Origin of the sequence: Streptomyces tremellae (assembly GCF_039540215.1) — a bacterium.
Classification (GTDB): Bacteria; Actinomycetota; Actinomycetes; order Streptomycetales; family Streptomycetaceae; genus Streptomyces; species Streptomyces tremellae.
The window spans coordinates 1-19,617 of sequence record NZ_BAABEP010000031.1; the positions used below are offsets into that span (position 1 = coordinate 1).

The 19,617-nt window shown below is 73.2% G+C and carries 22 protein-coding genes; 13 read left to right on the plus strand and 9 right to left on the minus strand.

The window, feature by feature from the left end:
* Positions 1-110: 110 nt before the first annotated feature.
* Both ABEA77_RS20570 and ABEA77_RS20575 read right to left on the minus strand, forming a co-directional pair.
* Positions 111-1,205: a mandelate racemase/muconate lactonizing enzyme family protein gene (locus ABEA77_RS20570; protein ID WP_345649559.1), complete on the minus strand. Its 1,095-nt coding sequence runs from the start codon at positions 1,203-1,205 to the stop codon at positions 111-113.
* A 203-nt stretch (positions 1,206-1,408) separates the two neighbouring features.
* On the minus strand, positions 1,409-2,770 hold the full coding sequence (locus tag ABEA77_RS20575; RefSeq protein ID WP_345649561.1) for a sugar porter family MFS transporter: 1,362 nt from the start codon (positions 2,768-2,770) through the stop codon (positions 1,409-1,411).
* Between the two features lie 235 nt (positions 2,771-3,005).
* On the opposite strand from ABEA77_RS20575, the gene ABEA77_RS20580 reads away from it, so the two are divergent.
* From ABEA77_RS20580 to ABEA77_RS20595, 4 genes are all read left to right on the plus strand, one after another.
* On the plus strand, positions 3,006-3,368 hold the full coding sequence (locus ABEA77_RS20580) for an L-rhamnose mutarotase (protein ID WP_345649564.1): 363 nt from the start codon (positions 3,006-3,008) through the stop codon (positions 3,366-3,368).
* 193 nt (positions 3,369-3,561) lie between these two features.
* Positions 3,562-4,386, plus strand: a complete 825-nt coding sequence (locus ABEA77_RS20585) for an SDR family NAD(P)-dependent oxidoreductase (protein WP_345649567.1) — start codon at positions 3,562-3,564, stop codon at positions 4,384-4,386.
* Positions 4,387-4,415: 29 nt separating this feature from the next.
* Positions 4,416-5,405, plus strand: a complete 990-nt coding sequence (locus tag ABEA77_RS20590) for an aldo/keto reductase (RefSeq protein WP_425588339.1) — start codon at positions 4,416-4,418, stop codon at positions 5,403-5,405.
* A 114-nt stretch (positions 5,406-5,519) separates the two neighbouring features.
* The gene (locus tag ABEA77_RS20595) at positions 5,520-6,254 is read left to right on the plus strand and encodes a GntR family transcriptional regulator (protein WP_345649571.1); all 735 of its coding nucleotides are present in this window, start codon (positions 5,520-5,522) and stop codon (positions 6,252-6,254) included.
* A 104-nt stretch (positions 6,255-6,358) separates the two neighbouring features.
* Here ABEA77_RS20595 and ABEA77_RS20600 read toward each other — a convergent pair whose 3' ends face one another.
* Positions 6,359-8,035: a bifunctional 3'-5' exonuclease/DNA polymerase gene (locus ABEA77_RS20600; protein WP_345649573.1), complete on the minus strand. Its 1,677-nt coding sequence runs from the start codon at positions 8,033-8,035 to the stop codon at positions 6,359-6,361.
* 225 nt (positions 8,036-8,260) lie between these two features.
* On the opposite strand from ABEA77_RS20600, the gene ABEA77_RS20605 reads away from it, so the two are divergent.
* Both ABEA77_RS20605 and ABEA77_RS20610 read left to right on the plus strand, forming a co-directional pair.
* Positions 8,261-9,175: an NADP-dependent oxidoreductase gene (locus ABEA77_RS20605; RefSeq protein WP_345649576.1), complete on the plus strand. Its 915-nt coding sequence runs from the start codon at positions 8,261-8,263 to the stop codon at positions 9,173-9,175.
* Positions 9,176-9,361: 186 nt separating this feature from the next.
* Positions 9,362-9,958, plus strand: coding sequence for an ATP-binding protein (locus tag ABEA77_RS20610; RefSeq protein ID WP_345649579.1), 597 nt, complete (start codon positions 9,362-9,364; stop codon positions 9,956-9,958).
* 126 nt (positions 9,959-10,084) lie between these two features.
* Here ABEA77_RS20610 and ABEA77_RS20615 read toward each other — a convergent pair whose 3' ends face one another.
* The 3 genes from ABEA77_RS20615 to rpmB all read right to left on the minus strand — a co-directional run bounded on the left by ABEA77_RS20615 (position 10,085) and on the right by rpmB (position 11,279).
* On the minus strand, positions 10,085-10,663 hold the full coding sequence (locus ABEA77_RS20615) for a hypothetical protein (RefSeq protein ID WP_345649582.1): 579 nt from the start codon (positions 10,661-10,663) through the stop codon (positions 10,085-10,087).
* Between the two features lie 74 nt (positions 10,664-10,737).
* Positions 10,738-11,043 carry a 30S ribosomal protein S14 gene (gene rpsN, locus ABEA77_RS20620; protein ID WP_345649585.1) on the minus strand — a complete coding sequence of 102 codons (306 nt, stop codon included), beginning with the start codon at positions 11,041-11,043 and terminating at the stop codon, positions 10,738-10,740.
* Positions 11,043-11,279 carry a 50S ribosomal protein L28 gene (gene rpmB, locus ABEA77_RS20625; RefSeq protein WP_345649588.1) on the minus strand — a complete coding sequence of 79 codons (237 nt, stop codon included), beginning with the start codon at positions 11,277-11,279 and terminating at the stop codon, positions 11,043-11,045. Before rpmB ends, rpsN begins: the two co-directional genes overlap by 1 nt.
* An 85-nt stretch (positions 11,280-11,364) precedes the next feature.
* Between rpmB and rpmG the strand changes: the two genes are divergently transcribed.
* The 5 genes from rpmG (at position 11,365) to ABEA77_RS20650 (ending at position 13,804) form a co-directional block, all read left to right on the plus strand.
* Positions 11,365-11,529, plus strand: a complete 165-nt coding sequence (rpmG, locus tag ABEA77_RS20630; protein ID WP_345649757.1) for a 50S ribosomal protein L33 — start codon at positions 11,365-11,367, stop codon at positions 11,527-11,529.
* Positions 11,530-11,632: 103 nt separating this feature from the next.
* Entirely contained in the window at positions 11,633-11,887 is a 255-nt protein-coding gene (locus ABEA77_RS20635; RefSeq protein WP_345649591.1) for a type B 50S ribosomal protein L31, read from the plus strand.
* Entirely contained in the window at positions 11,887-13,080 is a 1,194-nt protein-coding gene (locus ABEA77_RS20640) for a CobW family GTP-binding protein (RefSeq protein ID WP_345649594.1), read from the plus strand. Before ABEA77_RS20635 ends, ABEA77_RS20640 begins: the two co-directional genes overlap by 1 nt.
* 5 nt (positions 13,081-13,085) lie before the next feature.
* Complete coding sequence (rpsR, locus tag ABEA77_RS20645; protein WP_345649597.1) at positions 13,086-13,364, plus strand: 30S ribosomal protein S18; 279 nt, start codon at positions 13,086-13,088, stop codon at positions 13,362-13,364.
* A 197-nt stretch (positions 13,365-13,561) separates the two neighbouring features.
* Positions 13,562-13,804, plus strand: coding sequence for a DUF397 domain-containing protein (locus tag ABEA77_RS20650; RefSeq protein ID WP_345649599.1), 243 nt, complete (start codon positions 13,562-13,564; stop codon positions 13,802-13,804).
* Positions 13,805-14,020: 216 nt separating this feature from the next.
* Here ABEA77_RS20650 and ABEA77_RS20655 read toward each other — a convergent pair whose 3' ends face one another.
* Positions 14,021-14,557 (minus strand): ATP-binding protein, encoded by a 537-nt coding sequence (locus ABEA77_RS20655; protein ID WP_345649602.1) that lies wholly within the window; start codon positions 14,555-14,557, stop codon positions 14,021-14,023.
* Between the two features lie 320 nt (positions 14,558-14,877).
* Here ABEA77_RS20655 and ABEA77_RS20660 point away from each other — a divergent pair, with 320 nt between their 5' ends.
* Together ABEA77_RS20660 and ABEA77_RS20665 are read left to right on the plus strand one after the other, a co-directional pair.
* Complete coding sequence (locus tag ABEA77_RS20660) at positions 14,878-15,747, plus strand: helix-turn-helix domain-containing protein (protein WP_345649605.1); 870 nt, start codon at positions 14,878-14,880, stop codon at positions 15,745-15,747.
* 75 nt (positions 15,748-15,822) lie between these two features.
* Positions 15,823-17,289 carry an aldehyde dehydrogenase family protein gene (locus ABEA77_RS20665; RefSeq protein WP_345649608.1) on the plus strand — a complete coding sequence of 489 codons (1,467 nt, stop codon included), beginning with the start codon at positions 15,823-15,825 and terminating at the stop codon, positions 17,287-17,289.
* 70 nt (positions 17,290-17,359) lie between these two features.
* Here ABEA77_RS20665 and gad read toward each other — a convergent pair whose 3' ends face one another.
* Positions 17,360-18,799 carry a glutamate decarboxylase gene (gene gad, locus ABEA77_RS20670; RefSeq protein ID WP_345649611.1) on the minus strand — a complete coding sequence of 480 codons (1,440 nt, stop codon included), beginning with the start codon at positions 18,797-18,799 and terminating at the stop codon, positions 17,360-17,362.
* Between the two features lie 401 nt (positions 18,800-19,200).
* Positions 19,201-19,572, minus strand: coding sequence for a YbjQ family protein (locus ABEA77_RS20675; protein ID WP_345649614.1), 372 nt, complete (start codon positions 19,570-19,572; stop codon positions 19,201-19,203).
* Positions 19,573-19,617: the final 45 nt, after the last annotated feature.

The window sequence follows — 19,617 nt, forward strand, 5'->3', positions numbered from 1 at the left end:
TGCGGCGCGGGGCCCGCGGGCGACGCCGGGTGTGCGAGCGGGGGCGCGTGGGCGCGCCGGGTGTGCGGGGCGCGCGGCGCCGGCCCGTACGCGCGCTCCCGCACGCCGCCTCACGCCACCCGCAGCTCCGCTATCGCGTCCTCGTCCCAGGCGATGCCGAGGCCCGGGGTCTCCGGGGGGACCACCTGGCCGTCCTCGATCACCAGCTCGCTCGTGGTGATCGCGCCGAGTTGCGGGATGTGCTCCACGTACAGGCCGGCGGGGACCGCGCAGGCGAGGCTCGCGTGCAGCTCCATCAGGAAGTGCGGGGCGACCTTGACGTTGAACGCCTCCGCCGCGTGCGCCACCTTCAGCCACGGCGTGATGCCGCCGACGCGCGCCACGTCGACCTGCACGATCCCCGCGGCGCCCGCGCGCAGGTACTCGGCGAAGTGCCCGGCGCTGTACATCGACTCGCCGACCGCGACCGGCACCGTGGTGGCGCGGGCCAGGCGCGCGTGGCCCGCCACGTCCTCCGCGGGCATGGGTTCCTCGAACCACGCGATGTCGAGCGGCTCGTACGTCCGCGCGCGGCGGACCGCCTCCGCGCCGGTGAGGGACTGGTTGGCGTCCACCATCAGCTCGAACGCCGGGCCGACCGCCTCGCGCACCGCGGCGAGGCGCTCCGCGTCCTCGCCCGCCGTCGGCTTGCCGATCTTGAGCTTCGCGCCGCGCAGGCCGCGCGCCTGCGCCGCGCTCACGTTCTCCACGAGCGCGTCGGTCGGCAGGTGGAGCCAGCCGCCCTCGGTGTCGTAGACGGGCAGCCGGTCGTGTGCGCCGCCCGCGAGCCGCCACAGCGGCTCGCCCGCGCGCAGGCACCGCAGGTCCCACAGCGCGGTGTCGACGGCGGCCAGCGCGAGCGAGGTGAGGACGCCGAAGGCGGTCGCCCTGGTGGACGCGAGCATCCTGGCCCAGACGCCTTCGATGTCGCGGGCGTCCTGTCCCACGAGCCCGGCGGCCAGGTGGTCGCGCAGCAGCGCGAGCACGGAGGAGCCGCCGGTGCCGATCGTGTACGAGTAGCCGGTGCCGCGCAGCCCGTCCTCGGTCTCCACCGTGACGAGGATCGTCTCCTGGCGCACGAACGTCTGCGAGGCGTCGGTGCGCAGTGTCTCCGGTTCGATGTCGACCAGCCTGGTGTCGACCTGCTTGATCGTCGTGCTCGGCATGGCGGTACTGCTCGCTTTCCGTGTCCGTGGCTGTGGCTGTGTCCGTGGCCGTGGCCCGGGGGGGCGTCCGAGGGCCGGTTCCGGCTCTGGTCGTCTCCGGTTGTTGTCTGGTCCGGGGGCGGGGCGGGGCGGGGACGGAGCCCGTACGGCCGGGCCGCGCCCGTACCGCGACGCCCCAGGGCCCGCGGCCCGCGCCCGTACCGCTACACCGCGCCCACCGCCTGCCGCCTGTCCCGGCGGCGCCAGTCCTCCTCGATGTCTTCGAGCGAGCGGCCCGCGGTCTCCGGCACCCACTTCAGGACGAAGACGAGGCCGGCCGCGGAGAGCGCCCCGTAGATCCCGAAGATCCAGAAGTGGATCGCGCCGAGGAGGTCGGGGAAGGTCAGCGAGAAGAGGAAGTTGAACAGGTACTGCGTGAACGTCACCACGCCCATGCCGAGCGCGCGGGCCCGCAGCGGCAGGATCTCGGGGATGTACAGCCAGAACACCGGGCCGAGCCCGAAGCCGAACGCGAAGGTGAAGACGAAGACGCAGACGATGTCGAGCGCCGTCAGGTGTGGGAGGAGCGCGAGCAGGACCAGCGGCACGACCTGCCCGCCCAGGCTCAGCGACAGCAGCTTGCGCCGCCCCATGCGGTCGATCAGCGGCAGCGAGAGCGCCGTGGAGACGACGAGCGCGCCGCCGACGCTGTAGTTGGCGATGATGCCGGTGTCGGTGGCGCCGCCGGTCGCGGAGGCGAAGACCGTGGGCGCGTAGTAGACGACGCCGTTGATGCCGGTGAAGACCTGGAAGAAGGTGAGGATCAGCCCGATGGTGAGCGCGGGCCGGTAGCGGTGGAACAGCTCCCGCAGCCCCGCGCCCTGCCGGCCGAGGCTGCCGTGGATCTCCCGCTCCTCCTCGTCGGCCTCCGCGCGGGTGGACCGCAGCCGTACGAGGACGTCGTGGGCCTCCTTGTCCCGGCCGCGCAGGATGAGCCAGCGGGGGCTGTTGGGGCTGAAGCACATGCCGGCGAAGAAGAACAGCGCGGGGATCGCGCCGAGGCCGAGCATCCACTCCCAGGCGCCGGAGCCGCGCAGCGCGTCGCCGACGCCGTACGCGACGAGGATGCCGACGTTCACGCTCAGCTGGTACAGCGCGCTGATCAGGCCCCGGGTCCGCTTGGGCGCCAGCTCGGTCAGGTAGATCAGGCCGAACATGTTGGCGAGGCCCACGCCGAGGCCGAGGACGAAGCGGAACGTCAGCAGGACGGCCACGTCGCCCGAGAGCGCGCAGCCGACGGAGCCGACGACGAAGATCACGCCGGCGACCAGCAGCAGGTGGCGGCGGTCGAAGCGCTTCGCGGCGAGCGAGCCCGCCACGATCGACGGCAGGGCGCCCAGCAGGATCAGGCTGGTGACCAGGCCCTGTTCCGTGGAGGACAGGCCGAAGGCCTTCGTCGCGAACGGGAGCGCCGTGGCAATCGCGCCGGAGTCGTATCCGTACAGCAGGCCCGCCATGCCGCCGAGGACGGCGACCGCCTTGACGAACCGGGGCAGCGGCGGTGCCGGCGGGGCGGGGTCAGCCATGACGCCTCCAAGGACAGTCAGATTTTTCCTATAGGAAATCTGGGGACCTGGGGAGGTTAAGCAGGCATGTCCGTCGTGCGTCAAGGGGTGCGGACCACAATTCTCGGCCAGAAAGTCCCCGCTTACGGCGGTAAGCGCCCGGATGGCGCCGCTCGGGCACCTGGTCGGGACTCGGTGGACGGGGTTCTGCTTTCGCCTCCGCTCCTATAGGTTCTGCACTGGAAACATCGGACAGATGAACCGCCGGGCAGCTGAGCTCAGAGTGGAGCGGACCGTGCAGCGCATCGCACAGGTGATCAGGGTGAAGCCGGAGAAGCGCGACGAGTACGTCGAGCTCCACCGCGCCGTGCCGGAGCCGGTCCTCGCGCGGCTGCGCGCGAGCCATGTCGCCAACTACTCGATCCACCTGCTCAGGGACCGGTTGTTCAGCTACTTCGAGTACCACGGCGACGACCTGGGGGCCGACCTCCGGGCGGTCGCCGCCGACCCCGCGACCCAGGAGTGGTGGAAGCTCACCGACCCCTGCCAGGAGCGCGTCCCCGAGGCCGCCCCCGGCGAGTGGTGGGCCGCCGCCGAGCGGGTCTTCCTGATGGAGTGAGCCGGCGCGCGGGGCCGCCCGGGGCCGGGCGTGGCCGCGCGTGCGCGGCGGCCCACGGCGGACGGCCGGGGCGGGCGGCCGTGAGGGACGCCCGCGAGGGGGCGCGTGAGCGGGCGCGCAAGAGGGGCGCGCGTGAGCGGGCGCCCGTGACGTACAAGGACAGCGTGACACCGAGAAGGACGGCGAACAGCACATGACTCAGACTTCCGACCTCCCCCGCGGCGGCGAGTTCCGCGGCCTCGTCGCCGCCGTCACCGGCGGGGCCTCAGGCATCGGCCTCGCGACGGCGCGCGAGCTCGCCGCGCGCGGCGCCGAGGTGTGCGTCCTCGACCTGAACGCCGACGCGGCCCCCGCCGGCCTGCACGGCTTCACCTGCGACGTCACCGACCGCGCCTCCGTGCAGACCGCGTTCGCCGCGATCGACCAGCGCTTCGGCCGCCTCGACGTCCTCGTCAACAACGCGGGCATCGGCGCCCAGGGCACCGTCGAGGACAACGACGACGCCGAGTGGGCCCGCGTGCTCGACGTGAACGTCACCGGCATGGCCAGGGCCGCGGCTGCCGCGCTGCCGCTGCTGCGCAAGGGCGTCGCGGCCCGCGCGGGCGACGCCTCCGCGACCGCCGCGATCGTCAACACCTGCTCCATCGCCGCCACCGCTGGCCTGCCGCAGCGGGCGCTCTACTCCGCGAGCAAGGGCGCGGTCCTCGGCCTGACCAGGGCCATGGCCGCCGACCACATCCGCGAGGGCGTACGGGTCAACTGCGTCAACCCCGGCACGGTCGACACCCCCTGGGTCGGCCGCCTCCTCGACGCGGCGGCCGACCCGGCCGCCGAGCGCGCCGCGCTCAACGCCCGCCAGCCCACGGGACGGCTCGTCTCCGCCGAGGAGGTCGCCGCCGCGGTCTGCTATCTCGCGGGCCCCTACGCGGGCGCGACCACCGGCACCGACCTCGCCGTCGACGGCGGCATGCAGGGCCTCAGGCTGCGCCCCGCCGAGCCCGCGGACGGCGCCGAGTGACACCCGTACCACCGCGGGCCGGCGCCGCGCTGCCCACCGAGCCGTTCGGCCGCTCCGGGCTGCCGGTCACGGCGCTCGGCTTCGGCGCGGCCACGCTCGGCGGTCTTTTCGCGCCGCTGTCCGACGAGGACGCGCACGCCGCGCTCCAGGCCGCCTGGGACGCAGGCGTCCGCTACTTCGACACCGCCCCGCACTACGGCGTCGGCCTCTCCGAGGAGCGCCTCGGCCGCTTCCTCGCGGACAAGCCGCGCGCCGACTACGTCCTGTCGACCAAGGTCGGCAGGCTGCTGGTGCCCGGCACCGGCGCACCCGAGGAATTCGAGGGCGCAGACGGCTTCTACGGCACCCCCCACCGCCTGCGGGTACGGGACTACAGCGCGGACGGCGTGCGCCGCTCACTGCACGAGAGCCTGGAGCGGCTCGGCCTCGACCGGATCGACATCGCGTTCATCCACGACCCGGACGAGCATGTCGAGCAGGCGCTCACCGAGGCGTATCCGGCGCTCGCCGCGCTGCGCGACGAGGGCGTGCTCGGCTCGGTCGGGGTGGGCATGAACCAGGTCGCCGTGCCGACGCGGTTCGTCCGCGAGAGCGACATCGACTGCCTGATCGTGGCGGGCCGCTACACCCTGCTCGACGGGGAGGCCGCCCGCGAGCTGCTGCCGCTGTGCGCGGAGCGCGGCGTGGACGTCGTCGGCGCGGGCGTCTTCAACAGCGGGCTGCTGGCCACGCCGGAAGAGAGCCCGACCTTCGACTACGCGGTCGCGCCCGGGCCGCTGGTCGCGCGGGCCCGCGCCATCGCGGCGGTCTGCGCCCGGCACGGCGTGCCGCTGCCGGTGGCCGCGCTGGCGTTCGTACGGGCCCACCCCGCGGTCCGTACGGTCCTCGCGGGCATGCGCAGCCCGGCGGAGGTGTGGCAGAACGTGTCCTCCGTCACCACCGAGGTGCCCCAGGCGCTCTGGGACGACCTGCGCGCGGCGGACCTGCTGCCCGAGGGCGCGGTCCTGCCGCGCGCCTGACGGGCGGCGGACCCGTACCCACGCCCGGAGATCCTATAGAATCTTGATCTCCTGATTCGGGTACGGGGACCGGCCCGCACGGCCGGACGGGCGAGCGGCGAAGGAGGCCGACTGATGGCGGACGACGACGCTCCCGCCCGCGCCGGAGCGCACGAGGGCCCCGAGGCCGACGAAGGCCCGTCGCCCCGGCCCCGCCAGGTGCTGGCCGACAGCGTGTACGAGGCCGTCAAGGCGATGGTCATGGACCACGAGATCCAGCCCGGCGCCCGTGTCGGCATCGAGGCGCTCGCCCGCGCCCTCGACGTCTCGCCGACCCCCGTGCGCGAGGCCCTGGCCCGCCTGGAGTCGGACGGCCTGGTCACCAAGCGCTCCCTCGCCGGCTACCGCGCCACCGAACTCCTCACCCGCGCGGGCCTCGACGAGCTGTTCGAGATGCGCCTCCTCCTCGAACCCCGGGCGGCCGCCCTCGCCGCGCGCAACGCGGACGACGCCGACCTCGACGCGATCGAGAACCTCGTCGAGCAGATGCGCCGCCACCCGGGCACCGGGGACCGCTACGCCGTCTACCGCGACTTCGCCGCCCTCGACCAGCGCTTCCACGACACCGTCGCGGGGGCCACCGGCCGCCGCCTCCTCGCGGACGCCGTGGGCCGCCTCCACTCCCACCTGCACATCTTCCGCCTGGGCAGCGTCCCGGGCGGCGGCCCCCTCACCCTCGCGGAACACGACCGCATCCTGCGCGCGATCCTCCGCCGCAACCCCGACCGCGCCGCCGAGGCCATGCGCGCCCACCTCACCGCCAGCCTCGACCGCCAGCACGCCGGAAGGGGCCTCCCCCGGGGCGGCTGACCCCGGCAGACCAAGGCCGGCCCCGAGAACCCCGAGAACCCCGAGAACCCCGAGAACCCCGAGAAACAAGGTCTGACCCCGGCGTGACCCGTACGGGCGGGCCGCTACTTCGCGTCCGAGTAGCGTTCGACGACGGCCGTGGTGAAGGGGAAGCGGACCGGGGTGGGGCCGAAGGCGGTGGTGCCCGCGGTGTCGGCGGCGGACTGGATGGCGGCGGCGACCGTGTCGGCCTCCTCGGCCGGGCAGTGGACGATGACCTCGTCGTGCTGGAAGAAGACCAGCTCGGCCCGGAGGTCCGCGATGGCGCCGCGCAGGGCCGCCAGCATCAGCAGGGCCCACTCGGCGGCGCTGCCCTGGACGACGAAGTTGCGGGTGAAGCGGCCCCAGGCGCGGGCCGAGGACGCCGACGCGGGCACGTCGGGCGCGGTGTCGTCCTGGGGGAGCCCCGCCTCCTCGGCGTCCGGGGCGCCCGCGGGGCGGGGGCTGGTACGGCCGAGCCAGGTGCGCACCAGGCGGCCCTCCTCGCCCGCCCGCGCCGCGTCGTCCACGTAGGCCACGGCGCGCGGGAAGCGGCGGCGCAGCGCCGCGAGGTTCTTGAGGCCGTCGCCCGAGGTCTGCCCGTAGATCGCGCCGAGCAGCGCCAGCTTCGCCTGGCCGCGGTCGCCGGTGAGGCCGCGCTCCGACAGGGCCGTGTAGAGGTCGCCCGGGTGGCCGCAGACCTCCATGAGACCCGGGTCGCGGGAGATCGCGGCCAGCACGCGCGGCTCCATCTGCGCCGCGTCCGCGACCACGAGGCGCCAGCCGTCGTCCGCGACGACCGCCCGGCGCAGGACGCGCGGGATCTGCAGCGCGCCGCCGCCGTTGGTGGTCCAGCGGCCGGTGACCGTGCCGCCCGGCTGGTACTCGGGGCGGAAGCGGCCGTCGCGCACCCAGTCGGCAAGCCAGGACCAGCCGTTCGCCGTCCAGATCCGGTACAGCTTCTTGTACTGGATCAGCGGCTCGACCGCGGGGTGGTCCACCTTCTCCAGCTCCCACCGCCTGGTGGACCTGACCCGCACGCCCGCGCGCGCGAACGCCTTCACCACCTCGGCCGGCAGGTCGGGGCGCACCCGGTGCCCGAACGCCTCGGACACCGCGTCGGCGAGCTCGGCGAGGCGGCGCGGCTCCCCGCCGCCCGGGTAGCGCTCGCCGAGGAGCTCGTCGAGCACCTCGCGGTGCAGGTCGGCGCGCCAGGGCAGACCGGCGGCGTGCAGGTCGGCCGCGACCAGCGTGCCCGCGGACTCGGCGGCCGTCAGCAGCCGCATCCTGCCCGGGTGTTCGGCGCGGGCGTGGCGCCGCTGCTGCTCCCCGTAGACGTCGAGGAGGCCCTCGAACGGCACGTCGGAGCCGGGCCGCGCCTCGAACAGCGAGGACTGCGCGCCGGGCTCGGCCGAGCGCGGCGGCGGGTCGGACGGCACCGGCGCCCCGCGCAGCCGCGCCCAGGCGGCCGCCGCCGAGCGCGGCTCGCCGAGCCGCCCCTCGTGTCCCAGCAGCACCTGCTCGGCCGCCTCCACGTCGTAGCACCGCTCCACCCGCACGCCCGCGGCCCGCAGCCGGGGATAGACCTCGGGCGTGGAGCGCCACACCCACCGGGTCACGCCAGGCAGCGCCCGCACCGCCGCGACCAGGTCGGGCTCCCGCCGCACGGGCCCGGCCGCGCCGCCTTCCGCGCCGAGCGGCGCCAGCAGGGCGCCCCCGTCGTCCAGCGGTGCGAGCGCCCAGCGCCCGGTGCGGTCGGCCATGGGAGCGAGTCTCGCAGGAGGGTCTGACAGCGGGCCCCTACCGACCCGGGCGCACCGCGGAAGAAGTGCTGGGAACAAACGCGGGGACGCTGTGCTTGAGGTTTCAAGTGACAGCGTGCGGGTGCGCCGCACCGGCCGCAGGCTGGTGGTGGCCGTACGCACCTGCTCACGGCGGACGTACCCGGATGTACCCACAAGAGAACGACGCGACAGGCGGAGGTCACCATGAAGGCGACGGTGTACGAGGAGTTCGGCGGTCCCGAGGTGCTGCGCACGGGCGAGGTGCCGGAGCCGCATCCCGACCCCGGGCAGGTCCGCATCGCGGTGAAGGCGGCCGGCGTCAATCCGATGGACTGGAAGATCCGCCACGGATGGATGGAGCAGATGATGCACACGTCCTTCCCCGCGGTCCCCGGTGTGGAGGCCGCGGGTGTGGTGGACGAGGTCGGGGAGGGCGTCACGGACGTCGCGGTCGGTGACGAGGTCGTCGGCTGGGCCACCGGCGCGTACGCGCAGTACGCGCTGATGACGAACGCGGTGCCCAAGCCCGCGGGTCTCGGCTGGAACGAGGCCGTGGCAGCGCCGGTCGCGGGCGAGACGGCCCGCCATGTGCTGAAGCTCCTCGGCGTCAAGAGCGGCGACACCCTCGTCGTCCTCGGTGCGGCGGGCGCGGTCGGCTCCGTCGCGGTGCAGCTCGCGGTGGCGCTCGGCGCGACCGTCGTCGGCACGGCGTCCCCCGCCAACCACGACTTCGTGCGGGAGCTCGGCGCCACGCCCGTCGCCTACGGCGAGGGCCAGGTCGAGCGCATCCGCGCCGCCGCCCCCTCCCAGATCGTGGACGCCGTCTTCGACACGGCGGGCAAGGGCGACCTGCCCGACGCGATCGAGCTGCGCGGCGGTACCGCTGACCGGGTCGTCACGATCGCGGACATGGACGCGGAGAAGCTGGGTGTGACGTTCTCCGCGGGCGGCGCCCCGCGGGAGGAGCAGCGCGCCCACCTCGCCGCGAACCTCGCGCTCGCCGCCGAGGGCGGCCTCCGCCTGCGGGTGGCCCGTACGTTCGGGCTCGACGGGGCCGCAGAGGCGCAGCGCGAGAGCGAGGCCGGCCACGCGCGGGGCAAGCTGGTGATCATCCCGTAAGCCCGTAAGCCCGTAAGCCCGTAAGCCCGTAAGCGCCGCAAGGCCCGCAGCGCCTGGGGGTGAGGCGGGTGGCGGGGGCCGCTTCCGCCGGGACCGCCGAAGTGTCCTCGTACGGCGGTGGCGCAGGACGTCACGCTCGGGCACCATGGGTTGCTTTCCGTGATCGATCGATGCCTGAGAGTGACGATGCTCACTGACAGTGGCCTTGTGCACGACGTGTACCACCCCGACCGGCCGTGGTCGGCGCTGACCCGGCTCCCCCTCCCGCACAAGCCGGAGGCCGTCTTCCGGGCGCGCAGGCACGCGCGCGAGACGCTGGCGCCGCTGGGGGTGGACGCGGAGCTCGTGGCGACCGTCGAACTCGCCGTGAGCGAGCTGGTCACCAACGCCGTGCGGCACGGCGTCTGCCCCTGCGGCTGCACCCGCGGCGCCGTCTCTCTCGCCCTGTTCGCGGCGGGGGAGCGGCTGCGCGTGGAGGTCGGCGACCCGTCCCGCACGCCGCCCTGCTGGCCCACCGGCATCGAGTCGGTCGACGCGGAGGCGGCGTCTGGCCGCGGGCTGCTGCTGGTCACCGGCCTCGCCGCGGACTGGGGTGACTGCGCGCGGGGGCGCAGGGGCAAGGTCGTGTGGTGCGAGTTCGCGCCCACCGCCCGCCTCCCGGCCGCCCGTGAGGACAGACCCGGGCCCGCCGCGTCCGCCGCGCCCGTACGGCTTGATCCCGGCGCCCCTGCGGGCGTACGGCCGGGGCCCGGCGGCCACGGCCCGTGGGGCGGTCCGCGGTGAGCCGAGTGCTCCGCTTACGGCTCGGCCCCGCTCCGTCCACAGCCTGTGGACGGAGCGGGGCCGTCGCGCGCCGCGCCTCCCGGGCGGCCTGCGGCCCGTCACCGCCGCCGGCCGGCCCCGCGCCGGCTACGCCCCCGACGCCGACGCCCCTTCGGAGGGCCGCGCCCCCGAGGGCGGCCCGGAGGGCACCCGCGACGGCAGCCCAGAGGGCACGGACGCCGTCTTCTTGAGGGTGTCGCGCTTGGTGTCGCCCCAGGCGATCACCGCCGTCCGGCCGTCGTTCGAGCTGACGACGCCCATCACGCGGTTCCTGTCCCCGTCCGTGCAGGTCATCGCCAGCATCGGCACGCCCATCTCCTGGATGGTGCCCTGGCAGACATGGCCGTCAGCGATCACCACCGCCTGGACGCCCTTGACCGCGAGCGTCACGACGCTGCCGTCCGTCTCGCCCTGCCAGGTCCCTGCGAGCCCCGCCGCGACCTGTGCGACCGTCCGGGAGCCGGGGCCCGTGCCCGTCGAGGGCGACGGCGGATGCGCGCTCGCCGAGGCGGCGGGCGCCCCGGCGCCGCCGGTCCGCGTGTCCGCGCCCGGCGCGCGGGACGCGGACGTGTCGTCCGAACCCCCGCCCCCGCACCCCGCGAGCAGCAGCGCGGTGACGGCCGTGCCCGCCGCGGCGAAGGCCCCTGCCCCTGTGATCCTGCGCACGACGGCGCCCCCCCTGAGAGTCGAAGGACCGCCGGGGACGGCCGGTTCGCCGGGCCCCCGGCCGACCCTCCAAGCTACCAGGACGACTTGGTCACGCCAGGGAGGAAACCGGCGTGCGCGGCCTCGCGCAGCCGCACCCTGGAGAGGCCGAACTTCCTGAGGTGGCCGCGCGGCCGGCCGTCGACGCTGTCCCTGTTGCGTACGCGGGTGGCGCTCGCGTCGCGCGGCTGGCGGTTCAACTCCTGCCGTGCGGCGGCGCGTTCATCCTCCGGGGTGTCGGCGCGGCGCAGGATCTGCTTGAGTTCGGCCCGCCTCGCCGCATACCGGGCGACCGTCTCCTTGCGTCGCTCGTTGGCTGCGATCTTGCTGCGCTTGGCCATCAGACCGACCCTCCCCGCGCGCGGATGCGGGCCACGGCGGCCTCGATGCCCAGCGCGTCGACGGTCTTGACGCCCTTCGCGCTCAGCGTCAGCCGCACATGGCGGCCCTCGCTGGGCAGCCAGTACCGCCTGTGCTGGATGTTCGGGTCGAAGCGGCGCGAGGTGCGCCGGTGGGAGTGGGACACGTTCTTGCCGAACACGGGTTGCGCGCCGGTGAGTTGGCAGCGGTTGGCCATCTGGGTGCTCGCCTTTCGCGGGGAACGGGCCGGAGCCCGGTGTTGGAAATGGAAACCGTTTCCATATACTAGGCGCATGGCCCGTATGACCCGCAACGAACTCCGCCCGATCGTCCGGCTCCGCTCCACGGCGGGCACCGGCTTCACCTATGTGACCCGCAAGAACCGCCGCAACAACCCCGACCGCATGACCCTGCGCAAGTACGACCCGGTGGTCCGCCGCCACGTCGAGTTCCGCGAAGAACGCTGACGCGCGCGCCGCACCGGCGCCCGGCGTGCGCGCCGAGCCGCGCACGTACCCCCCGCACCGCCCCCCACCGACCTGTACCGACCCACCCGCGAGGACCCCGCCCATGAAGCCCGGAATCCACCCCGACTACCGGCCCGTCGTGTTCCGCGACCGCTCGGCCGGCTTCGCCTTCCTCACCCGCTCGACGGCCACCAGCGAGAAGACCGTCGAGTGGGAGGACGGCGCCACCTACCCGGTGATCGACGTCGAGACGTCGTCCGCGAGCCACCCCTTCTACACGGGCACCGCGCGCGTCCTCGACACCGCGGGCCGGGTGGAGCGGTTCGAGCGCCGCTACGGGAAGCGCGCGGCCCGCTGATGGACGCCGCCAGGGACCCGGCCGCGCCGCCGGACGGCCGACTGCCCGTCGCCGTCGTCTGCGGCCTGCACGGGGACGCCCGCCGCGCCGCCGTGCGGCGCCTGCTGGCCACGGTGCCCGGCAGCGTCGCCCTCCACCACGACCTGTCCACCGCCGCCCTCGGCAGCGTGCTGCGCACCGTCCGCGACGCCGCCGGCGTACGGGACACGGGACGCGCGCCGCTCGTGAGCGACTGCGCGTGCTGCGCGCTGCGCGAGGACCTGGTGCCCGAGCTGCTGCGGCTCGCCGACGACGGGCTGACCCGACTCGCGATCGTGGAGCTGTGGGACTCGGTGGAGCCGAAGGCGATGGCCGAGGTCATCGCCGCGCACAACGGCGACCGCCTGCTGCTCGCCTCCGTCCTCACCGCGGTCGACCCGTCCCTGACGCTGCCGTGCCTCGGCAACGGGGACGACCTCGCCGACGTGGGCCTCGCCGCGGCGGCGACCGACCAGCGCACCGTCGCGGACACCTGGGCGAGGCAGCTGGAGTACGCGCCGGTGCTCGCGCTCGTCGCAGGCGAGGACGGCTCCTACGGCGACGAGGAGGACCGCGCGCTGCTCGCCCAACTCCACCCGACGGCCCGGCAGATCAGGGTCGCCGACGGGGGCGCCCTGGCCGAGGCCGCGTTCGGCTGGGGGACCGGCTTCGACGTGGAGGCGGCCGCCGCCCGCCAGCACCCCGCCTGCGCGCTGCTGCCGCAGTCGGCCGACGAGAGCGGCGTCGTCACCTATGTGTGGCACCGCGAGCGGCCCTGCCACCCCGGGCGGCTCTACGAGGCGCTCGAAGACCTCTGCTGCGCAGCCGCGCGCAGCCGCGGCAGGTTCTGGCTCGCCGACCGGCCCGACACCCTGCTCGCCTGGGACGCCGCGGGCGGCGCGCTGTGCGTGGAGAGCTACGGGCCCTGGCTCGCGGCCCTGCCCGAGGCCGCGTGGGAGAGCGTGCCGCCGGTGCGCCGCGCGGCGGTGGCCCTCGACTGGCATCCGGAGCACGGCGACCGCTGCCAGCACCTCGTCTTCACCTCGCCGGGGCTCGACACCGACGGTGTCTGCCGGCTGCTCGACTCCTGCTTGCTCACCGACGACGAATACGCGGCGGGCCCCGAGGCGTGGGAGCGCCTCGCACCCGCCTTCGACAACCTGCTGGAGATCTGACCGACATGGCCCAACGCACCACGAACCGCACAGGATCCCGCGCCGACTCCCGTACGGGAAAGCGCCGCACACCCGCCCAGCGCACCAATCCGCTGGATCGGGCGGGCATTGATTATATCGACTACAAAGATACTGATCTGCTGAGGAAGTTCATTTCCGACCGCGGAAAGATCCGCAGCCGCCGCGTCACCAAAGTGAGCGCCCAGCAGCAGCGCCAACTGGCGCGGGCGATCAAGAACGCCCGGGAGATGGCTTTGCTTCCGTACCGTTCCGCGCCGCGCTGACGCGGAGCCCGGGCGGAACGTTCACGCGGCCTCCAGGACTCGAACATCGTGTTCACCCTGTGCCCCGGAAGAGTTCCTCGGCGTTCACCAACGCGGAAAATTCTCCGTGCACGTGCATTTGCTCGTGCAGAAGCACGTGCACGTCGCTATGATCCGGCTCAGTTGTTGATCGACCTTGCAACTCCCGGGAGATTTCCGTGCATCAGGCATACAACGGCATCGCGGCCACCGAGCTCACCGATGTCGCATGGCAGAAGAGTGGGTACAGCAACTCCCAGGGCAACTGCGTGGAGTTCGCCAAGCTGTCCGGCGGCGAGGTCGCCGTGCGCAACTCCCGCTTCCCCGAGGGCCCGGCGCTGGTGTACACGCCGGCCGAGATCGAGGCGCTGCTGCTCGGCGTCAAGGCCGGTGAGTTCGACCACCTGACCGCCGCGATCTGACCGCGCGGCAGGGCGCGTGCCGCATACGACCGGTGCGGCGCGCGCTCCTTCTTCCCCTGGTCAGTCGAGACGGCCGTGGACCGCCCTCGGGGCGCGGTTCCGCGGCCGTCTTCGTGTGTGCGGACGGCCGGTCGGTGTACGCGGACGGCCGGTCGGTGTACGCGGACGGCCGGTCGGTGAGTGCGGACGGCCTGGGAGCGCGCGGCGCGCGGGGGTTCAGTCCTCCACCGGGAGCGCGGGCTCGGGCAGCGCGCCCGCGGGCACGGGGGCGCGCAGCAGGAAGACGGCCCACACCACCTTGCCGCTGAGCGTGCCCGTCAGGGGGTGCCAGCCCCAGGTGTCGCTGAACGACTCAACGAGGAAGAGGCCGCGTCCCGACTCGGCGGCGCACTCGTCCTCCGCCTCACGCGTCTCGGGGCTGATCCGGCTCGGGTCGCGCACCGCGCAGACCAGCCGGGTGTTCCACCGCATCAGATGCAGCCGCACCGGGCGCTCGTGGCCGCCGGGCGCCGCCTCGGGCACGGCGTGCCGCAGGGCGTTGGTGACGAGTTCCGAGACGACGAGGGCGACATCGTCGAACCGCTCGTCGAGGGCCCACTGACCCAGGGCCGTACGGGTGAACTCCCGCGCGGAGCGCACCGCTTCGTACCGTGCGGGGAGCGAGCACGAGGCGGCTCCCGCCGCGCCGGACACGTCGATCGGTGGAAGGCTCCGCCGTAACGGCGTGAGCACGGTCGATCCATTGGTCCCCATACGAGGCTCCCGGGATTCGGCGGCCGTGGCCACACGTCGGTGACACGGGCACACGTGGTACGAGCGCAGAAGTCTGCTCTCGTCATGGTTCCGAATGCGGGCTGCGGATGCAAGGGCAGATGCACGTGCAGGTGACGCGTATCGCCCGTTCCGACCTTCTTTGTGCGTGTTTGCAGGGGTGGGTCGTTCTGGTCGCTTCTTCGCGGATTGCTCCCTGCGTAACCGTGCGAGTACGCGGTGGAGCGTTTTGATGGCACAATCCGGCAGTCGGGGCCGGGGGCTGCTCCGTCCGACCGCAAAGGATGGGGAGGGTTGACAGCGTGTCCGCTGACGAAAAGCGCGGTTCCGTGGTGCGGCGCATCCTGCTCGGCTCGCGGCTGCGGCAGCTGCGCGAGTCCCGCGCGATCACCCGCGAGGCGGCCGGGTACTCGATCCGCGCCTCCGAATCGAAGATCAGCCGCATGGAGTTGGGGCGGGTCGGCTTCAAGACCCGCGACGTCGAGGACCTGCTGACGCTCTACGGAGTCACCGACGAGAAGGAGCGCGCCGACCTGCTCGGACTGGCCAGGGAGGCCAACACGGCAGGCTGGTGGCACGCCTTCAACAGCGTGGTGCCGAGCTGGTTCCCGAACTACGTGGGGCTTGAGGCCGCGGCCTCCCGTATCACCGCCTTCGAAGTGCAGTTCGTACACGGGCTGCTGCAGACGGAGGCGTATGCGCAGGCCGTCATCACCCGTGGCGTGCGGGGCCCGAACGTCACCAGGGAAACCATTGACGACAAGGTCGCGCTGCGGCTCGAGCGACAGAAGAAACTCGTCGCGGAAAACCCGCTGAAACTCCACGCGATCCTCGACCAGGGCGCCGTCGCTCGCCCTTACGGGGGACGCGAGGTCATGCTGGCGCAACTGGATCACCTGATAGAGATGTCCGAACACCCGAACGTCACCATTCAGGTGCTCCCGTTCAGCCAGGGACCGCACACCGCGGAGACGGGCGCGTTCTCCGTGCTGAGTTTCCCCGAGCCCGATCTCGGCGACATCATCTACGCCGAGCAGCTGACCGGCGCGCTCTACCTGGACAAGGCGGAAGAGGTCAGCCAGTACACGGAGGTCATGGAATCCCTCATCCGCGACTGCCCCTCGCCCGCCAAGAGCATTGACTATCTGCGCGATTGGCGCCGAGCCTGCTGACGGGCCGTTACTATGAGCCCCATTCGGGAGCCCCGACCCCACAGCGACTGCCCTGACAGACAGCAGAGGGATCACATGTCCTACTTCACGGAACTGGGCCACCAGTACATCGGCGGACAGTGGCAGGTCGGCAGCGGGTCCTGGGACATCATCGATTTCAATCCGTACAACGGCGAGAAACTCGCCGCGATCACCGTCGCCACCGCGAAGGAGATCGACGCCGCCTATGACGCGGCGGCCCGCGCGCAGGGCGCCTGGGCCGACACCGACCCATGGGAACGCAGGCGGATCTTCGAGCGCGCGATCGAGGTGATCGAGGAGCGCACGGACGAGTTCGCCGCTCTGATCACCGACGAACTCGGCGGCAACCAGGCCAAGTCGGTGATCGAGCTGGTCTCCGCCATCGAGCACCTGCGGCAGGCCATGGTCACCACGGTCGAGGAGACGACGGTGTGCTCGCCGTCGCCCGAGCCGGGCCGCACCAACCGGGTGATCCGCCGCCCCATCGGCGTCGTGACGGTGATCAGCCCCTTCAACTTCCCTCTCGCGACGGCCATGATGTCGGTCGCGCCCGCGCTCGCCCTGGGCAACGCGGTGGTGCTCAAGCCCAACCAGAACTCCCCGGTCTCCGGCGGCGGCCTCGTCGCGAAGGTCCTCCAGGAGGCGGGGCTGCCCGCCGGCGTGCTCAACGTGCTGGTGACGGACATCGCGGAGATCGGCGACGCCCTGATCGAGCACCCCGTGCCGAGCGTGATCTCCTTCGCGGGCTCCGACGAGGTCGGCCGGCACGTCGCCGAGGTCGCCGCCCGGCAGCTCAAGCGGTGCGTCCTCCAACTCAGCAACAACGCCGCCTTCGTGGTCCTCGACGACGTGCGCGGCGAGCGCCTCGACTACGCCGTACGAGCCGCTGTCAGCAGCCGGTTCGTCTTCCAGGGCCAGGTCTGCATGGCGGCCAACAGGATCCTCGTCGACCAGGCCGTCGCGGACGAGTTCACCGAGAAGTTCGTCGCCGCCGTGCGCGCCCTGAAGGTCGGCGACCCGCGCGACCCGGCCACCCACATCGGCCCGCTGATCAACGCCCTCCAGGCCGACGCCATGCGGACGATAATCAAACAGGCGCTGGACGCGGGGGCCACGGCACTGGTCCAGGGCTCCACCTACGACAACTTCGTGGAGCCGACGGTGCTCACGGGCCTGCCCGAGGACTCCGCACTGCTGCGGCAGGAGATCTTCGGCCCGGTGGCGCTCCTGGCCACCTTCGACGGCGAGGAGGAGGCCATCCGCATGGCCAACGACACGCCCTACGGGCTGACCGCCGCGGTCCACACCCCCGATCTTGAGCGCGGCGCCCGGGTGGCCCGCCGTATAAGGGCCGGCATGGTGCACGTCAACAGCACCACCAACCTCCAGGACGTCACGGTGATGTTCGGCGGCGACGGAGCCTCGGGGCTCGGCCGGCTCAACGGCAGGCACGCCATAGACCTCTTCTCCACCGAGCAGTGGATCTCGACGCGGGCCGACATGCCCGAGGTCCCGCTCTAGACCCGGCTCCGGGCCTTTCCGGCGCCCCGCCCGGCCACCGCCCTCCGAACGGCGGCCGGGCCGGCCGCAGTCAGTGGTGGAACGCGGTGGCGGCCGCCTTGTCCCGGGACAACGGGCTCTCCTGGCGCCGGAGTTCGGGCAGCAGCCGCTCCAGGTCGGCGAGCAGCAGCTCCGCGAGGTCGGCGGAGAAGCCGTTGCGGCACACCACCCGCAGCACCGCCAGGTCCTCGCGGTTCTTCGGGAAGGTGTACGCGGGCACCAGCCAGCCGCGCTCGCGCAGCCGCCGCGACACGTCGAACACGTCGAAGGCGGTGACGTGGTCGGCGGTCGTGAAGGCGAACACCGGCAGCTCGTCGCCCTTCGTCAGCACCCTGAAGTCCCCCAACGCGTCGATCTTGCGGGCGAGCCCTGTCGCGATGTCCCGCGCGGTCTGCTGCACCGCGCGGTAGCCGTCCCTGCCGAGCCGCAGGAACGTGTAGTACTGCGCGACGACCTGGGCGCCGGGGCGGGAGAAGTTCAGCGCGAACGTCGGCATCTCGCCGCCCAGGTAGTTGACCCGGAACACCAGCTCCTCGGGGAGCGCCTCGGGCGACCGCCACAGCGCCCAGCCCACGCCGGGGTAGACCAGCCCGTACTTGTGCCCCGAGGTGTTGATCGACGCGACGCGCGGCAGCCGGAAGTCCCACACCAGGTCCTCGTCGAGGAACGGCGCGATCATCGCGCCTGACGCCCCGTCGACATGGACGGGGACGTCGAGCCCGGTCCGCTCCTGGAGGGCGTCGAGCGCCGCGCAGAGTTCGGCGACCGGCTCGTACGAACCGTCGAAGGTGGAGCCGAGCACGGCGACCACGCCGATGGTGTTCTCGTCGCACAGGTCGGCGGCCGCCGCCGGGTCGAGGTGGAAGCGGTCGCCCTCCATCGGCACCTGGCGCATCTCCACCTCCCAGAAATCGCAGAACTTCTCCCAGCAGACCTGCACGTTGATGCCCATTACCAGGTTGGGCCTCGCGGTGGCCGGGTAGCGATCGGCGTTCCGCCGCGCCCAGCGCCGCTTGAGCGCCATCCCTGCGAGCATGCACGCCTCGCTCGACCCGGTGGTGGAGCAGCCGACCGCCTTCGCCGGGTCCGGCGCGTGCCACAGGTCGGCGAGCATCGTCACGCACCGCTGCTCCAGCTCGGCGGTGCGCGGGTACTCGTCCTTGTCGATCATGTTCTTGTCGCGGCACTCGCTCATCAGCACATCGGCCTGGGGCTCCATCCAGGTCGTGACGAACGTCGCGAGGTTGAGCCGCGCGTTGCCGTCGAGCATCAGCTCGTCGTGGACCAGCTGATAAGCGGTCGCGGGCGGCATCGGACCGTCAGGCAGCCGGTGCTTGGGCGGCGCCGAGTTCATCGCGCTGACCGGGTCGGCCTCGCCGTAGAACGGGTTGATCGATAGCCGGCGCACCTCCTCGGTGTCCTCCCGGCCGGTGCTCGGGCGGTGCGGCTCCTTGCCCTGGTACAGGGTCATCTGCGGCTCTCCTCGGCTGTGCCGCCCGCGCGGCGGAACGGGCCGGGCGCGGGCGGTGGACGGTGGCGGCGGGCGCCGTCCGCCGTGCCGGTCCTGGGCCCGGCAGTGCGGCGGCGGGGCGTACGAGGCGTACGGGCGTACGGGCGTACGGGGCGAGCATACGAACGCCCCCGGCCCCCGGCCGCGCGTGACGCGTCCCCCGCGCGGGCCGCTCCAGGGCGCACCGGCCGCGCACCGGCCGCGCACCGGCCGGGCCGCCGGGCGCGGGGGACGCCTCAGGCGTCCCGGCCGTCGCCTCAGGCGTCCCGGCCCCCGGCTCAGACGGCCCGGCCCCCGGCTCAGACGGCCCGGCCCCCGGCTCAGACGGCCCGGCCCCCGGCTCAGACGGCCTGGCCCACGGCTCAGGCGCCGTCCTTGGCGACGACCGCGGCCGTCCCGTACGCGCAGACCTCCGTGCCGACCTGGGCCGCGTCCGTCACGTCGAAGCGCATCATCAGGACGGCGTTGGCGCCGCGGGCCCGCGCCGCCTCGATCAGCCGCTCCATCGCCTGGTTGCGGGTCTCGACGAGGGTCTTGGTGAGGCCCTTCAGCTCGCCGCCCATCATGGACTTGAAGCCCGCGCCGATCTGCGAGCCGACGTGCCGCGAGCGGACCGTCAGGCCGAAGACCTCGCCGATCACCTCCGTCACCCGATAGCCGGGCACGTCGTTCGTGGTGACGACGATGACCTCCGCGTCCGGGCTGAGTCCGCCGCTGTAGTCCTCGATGGCCATGCGACCGTTCCCCTCTCTTCTGTTCTCTTCTGTTTCTTGTTGTTC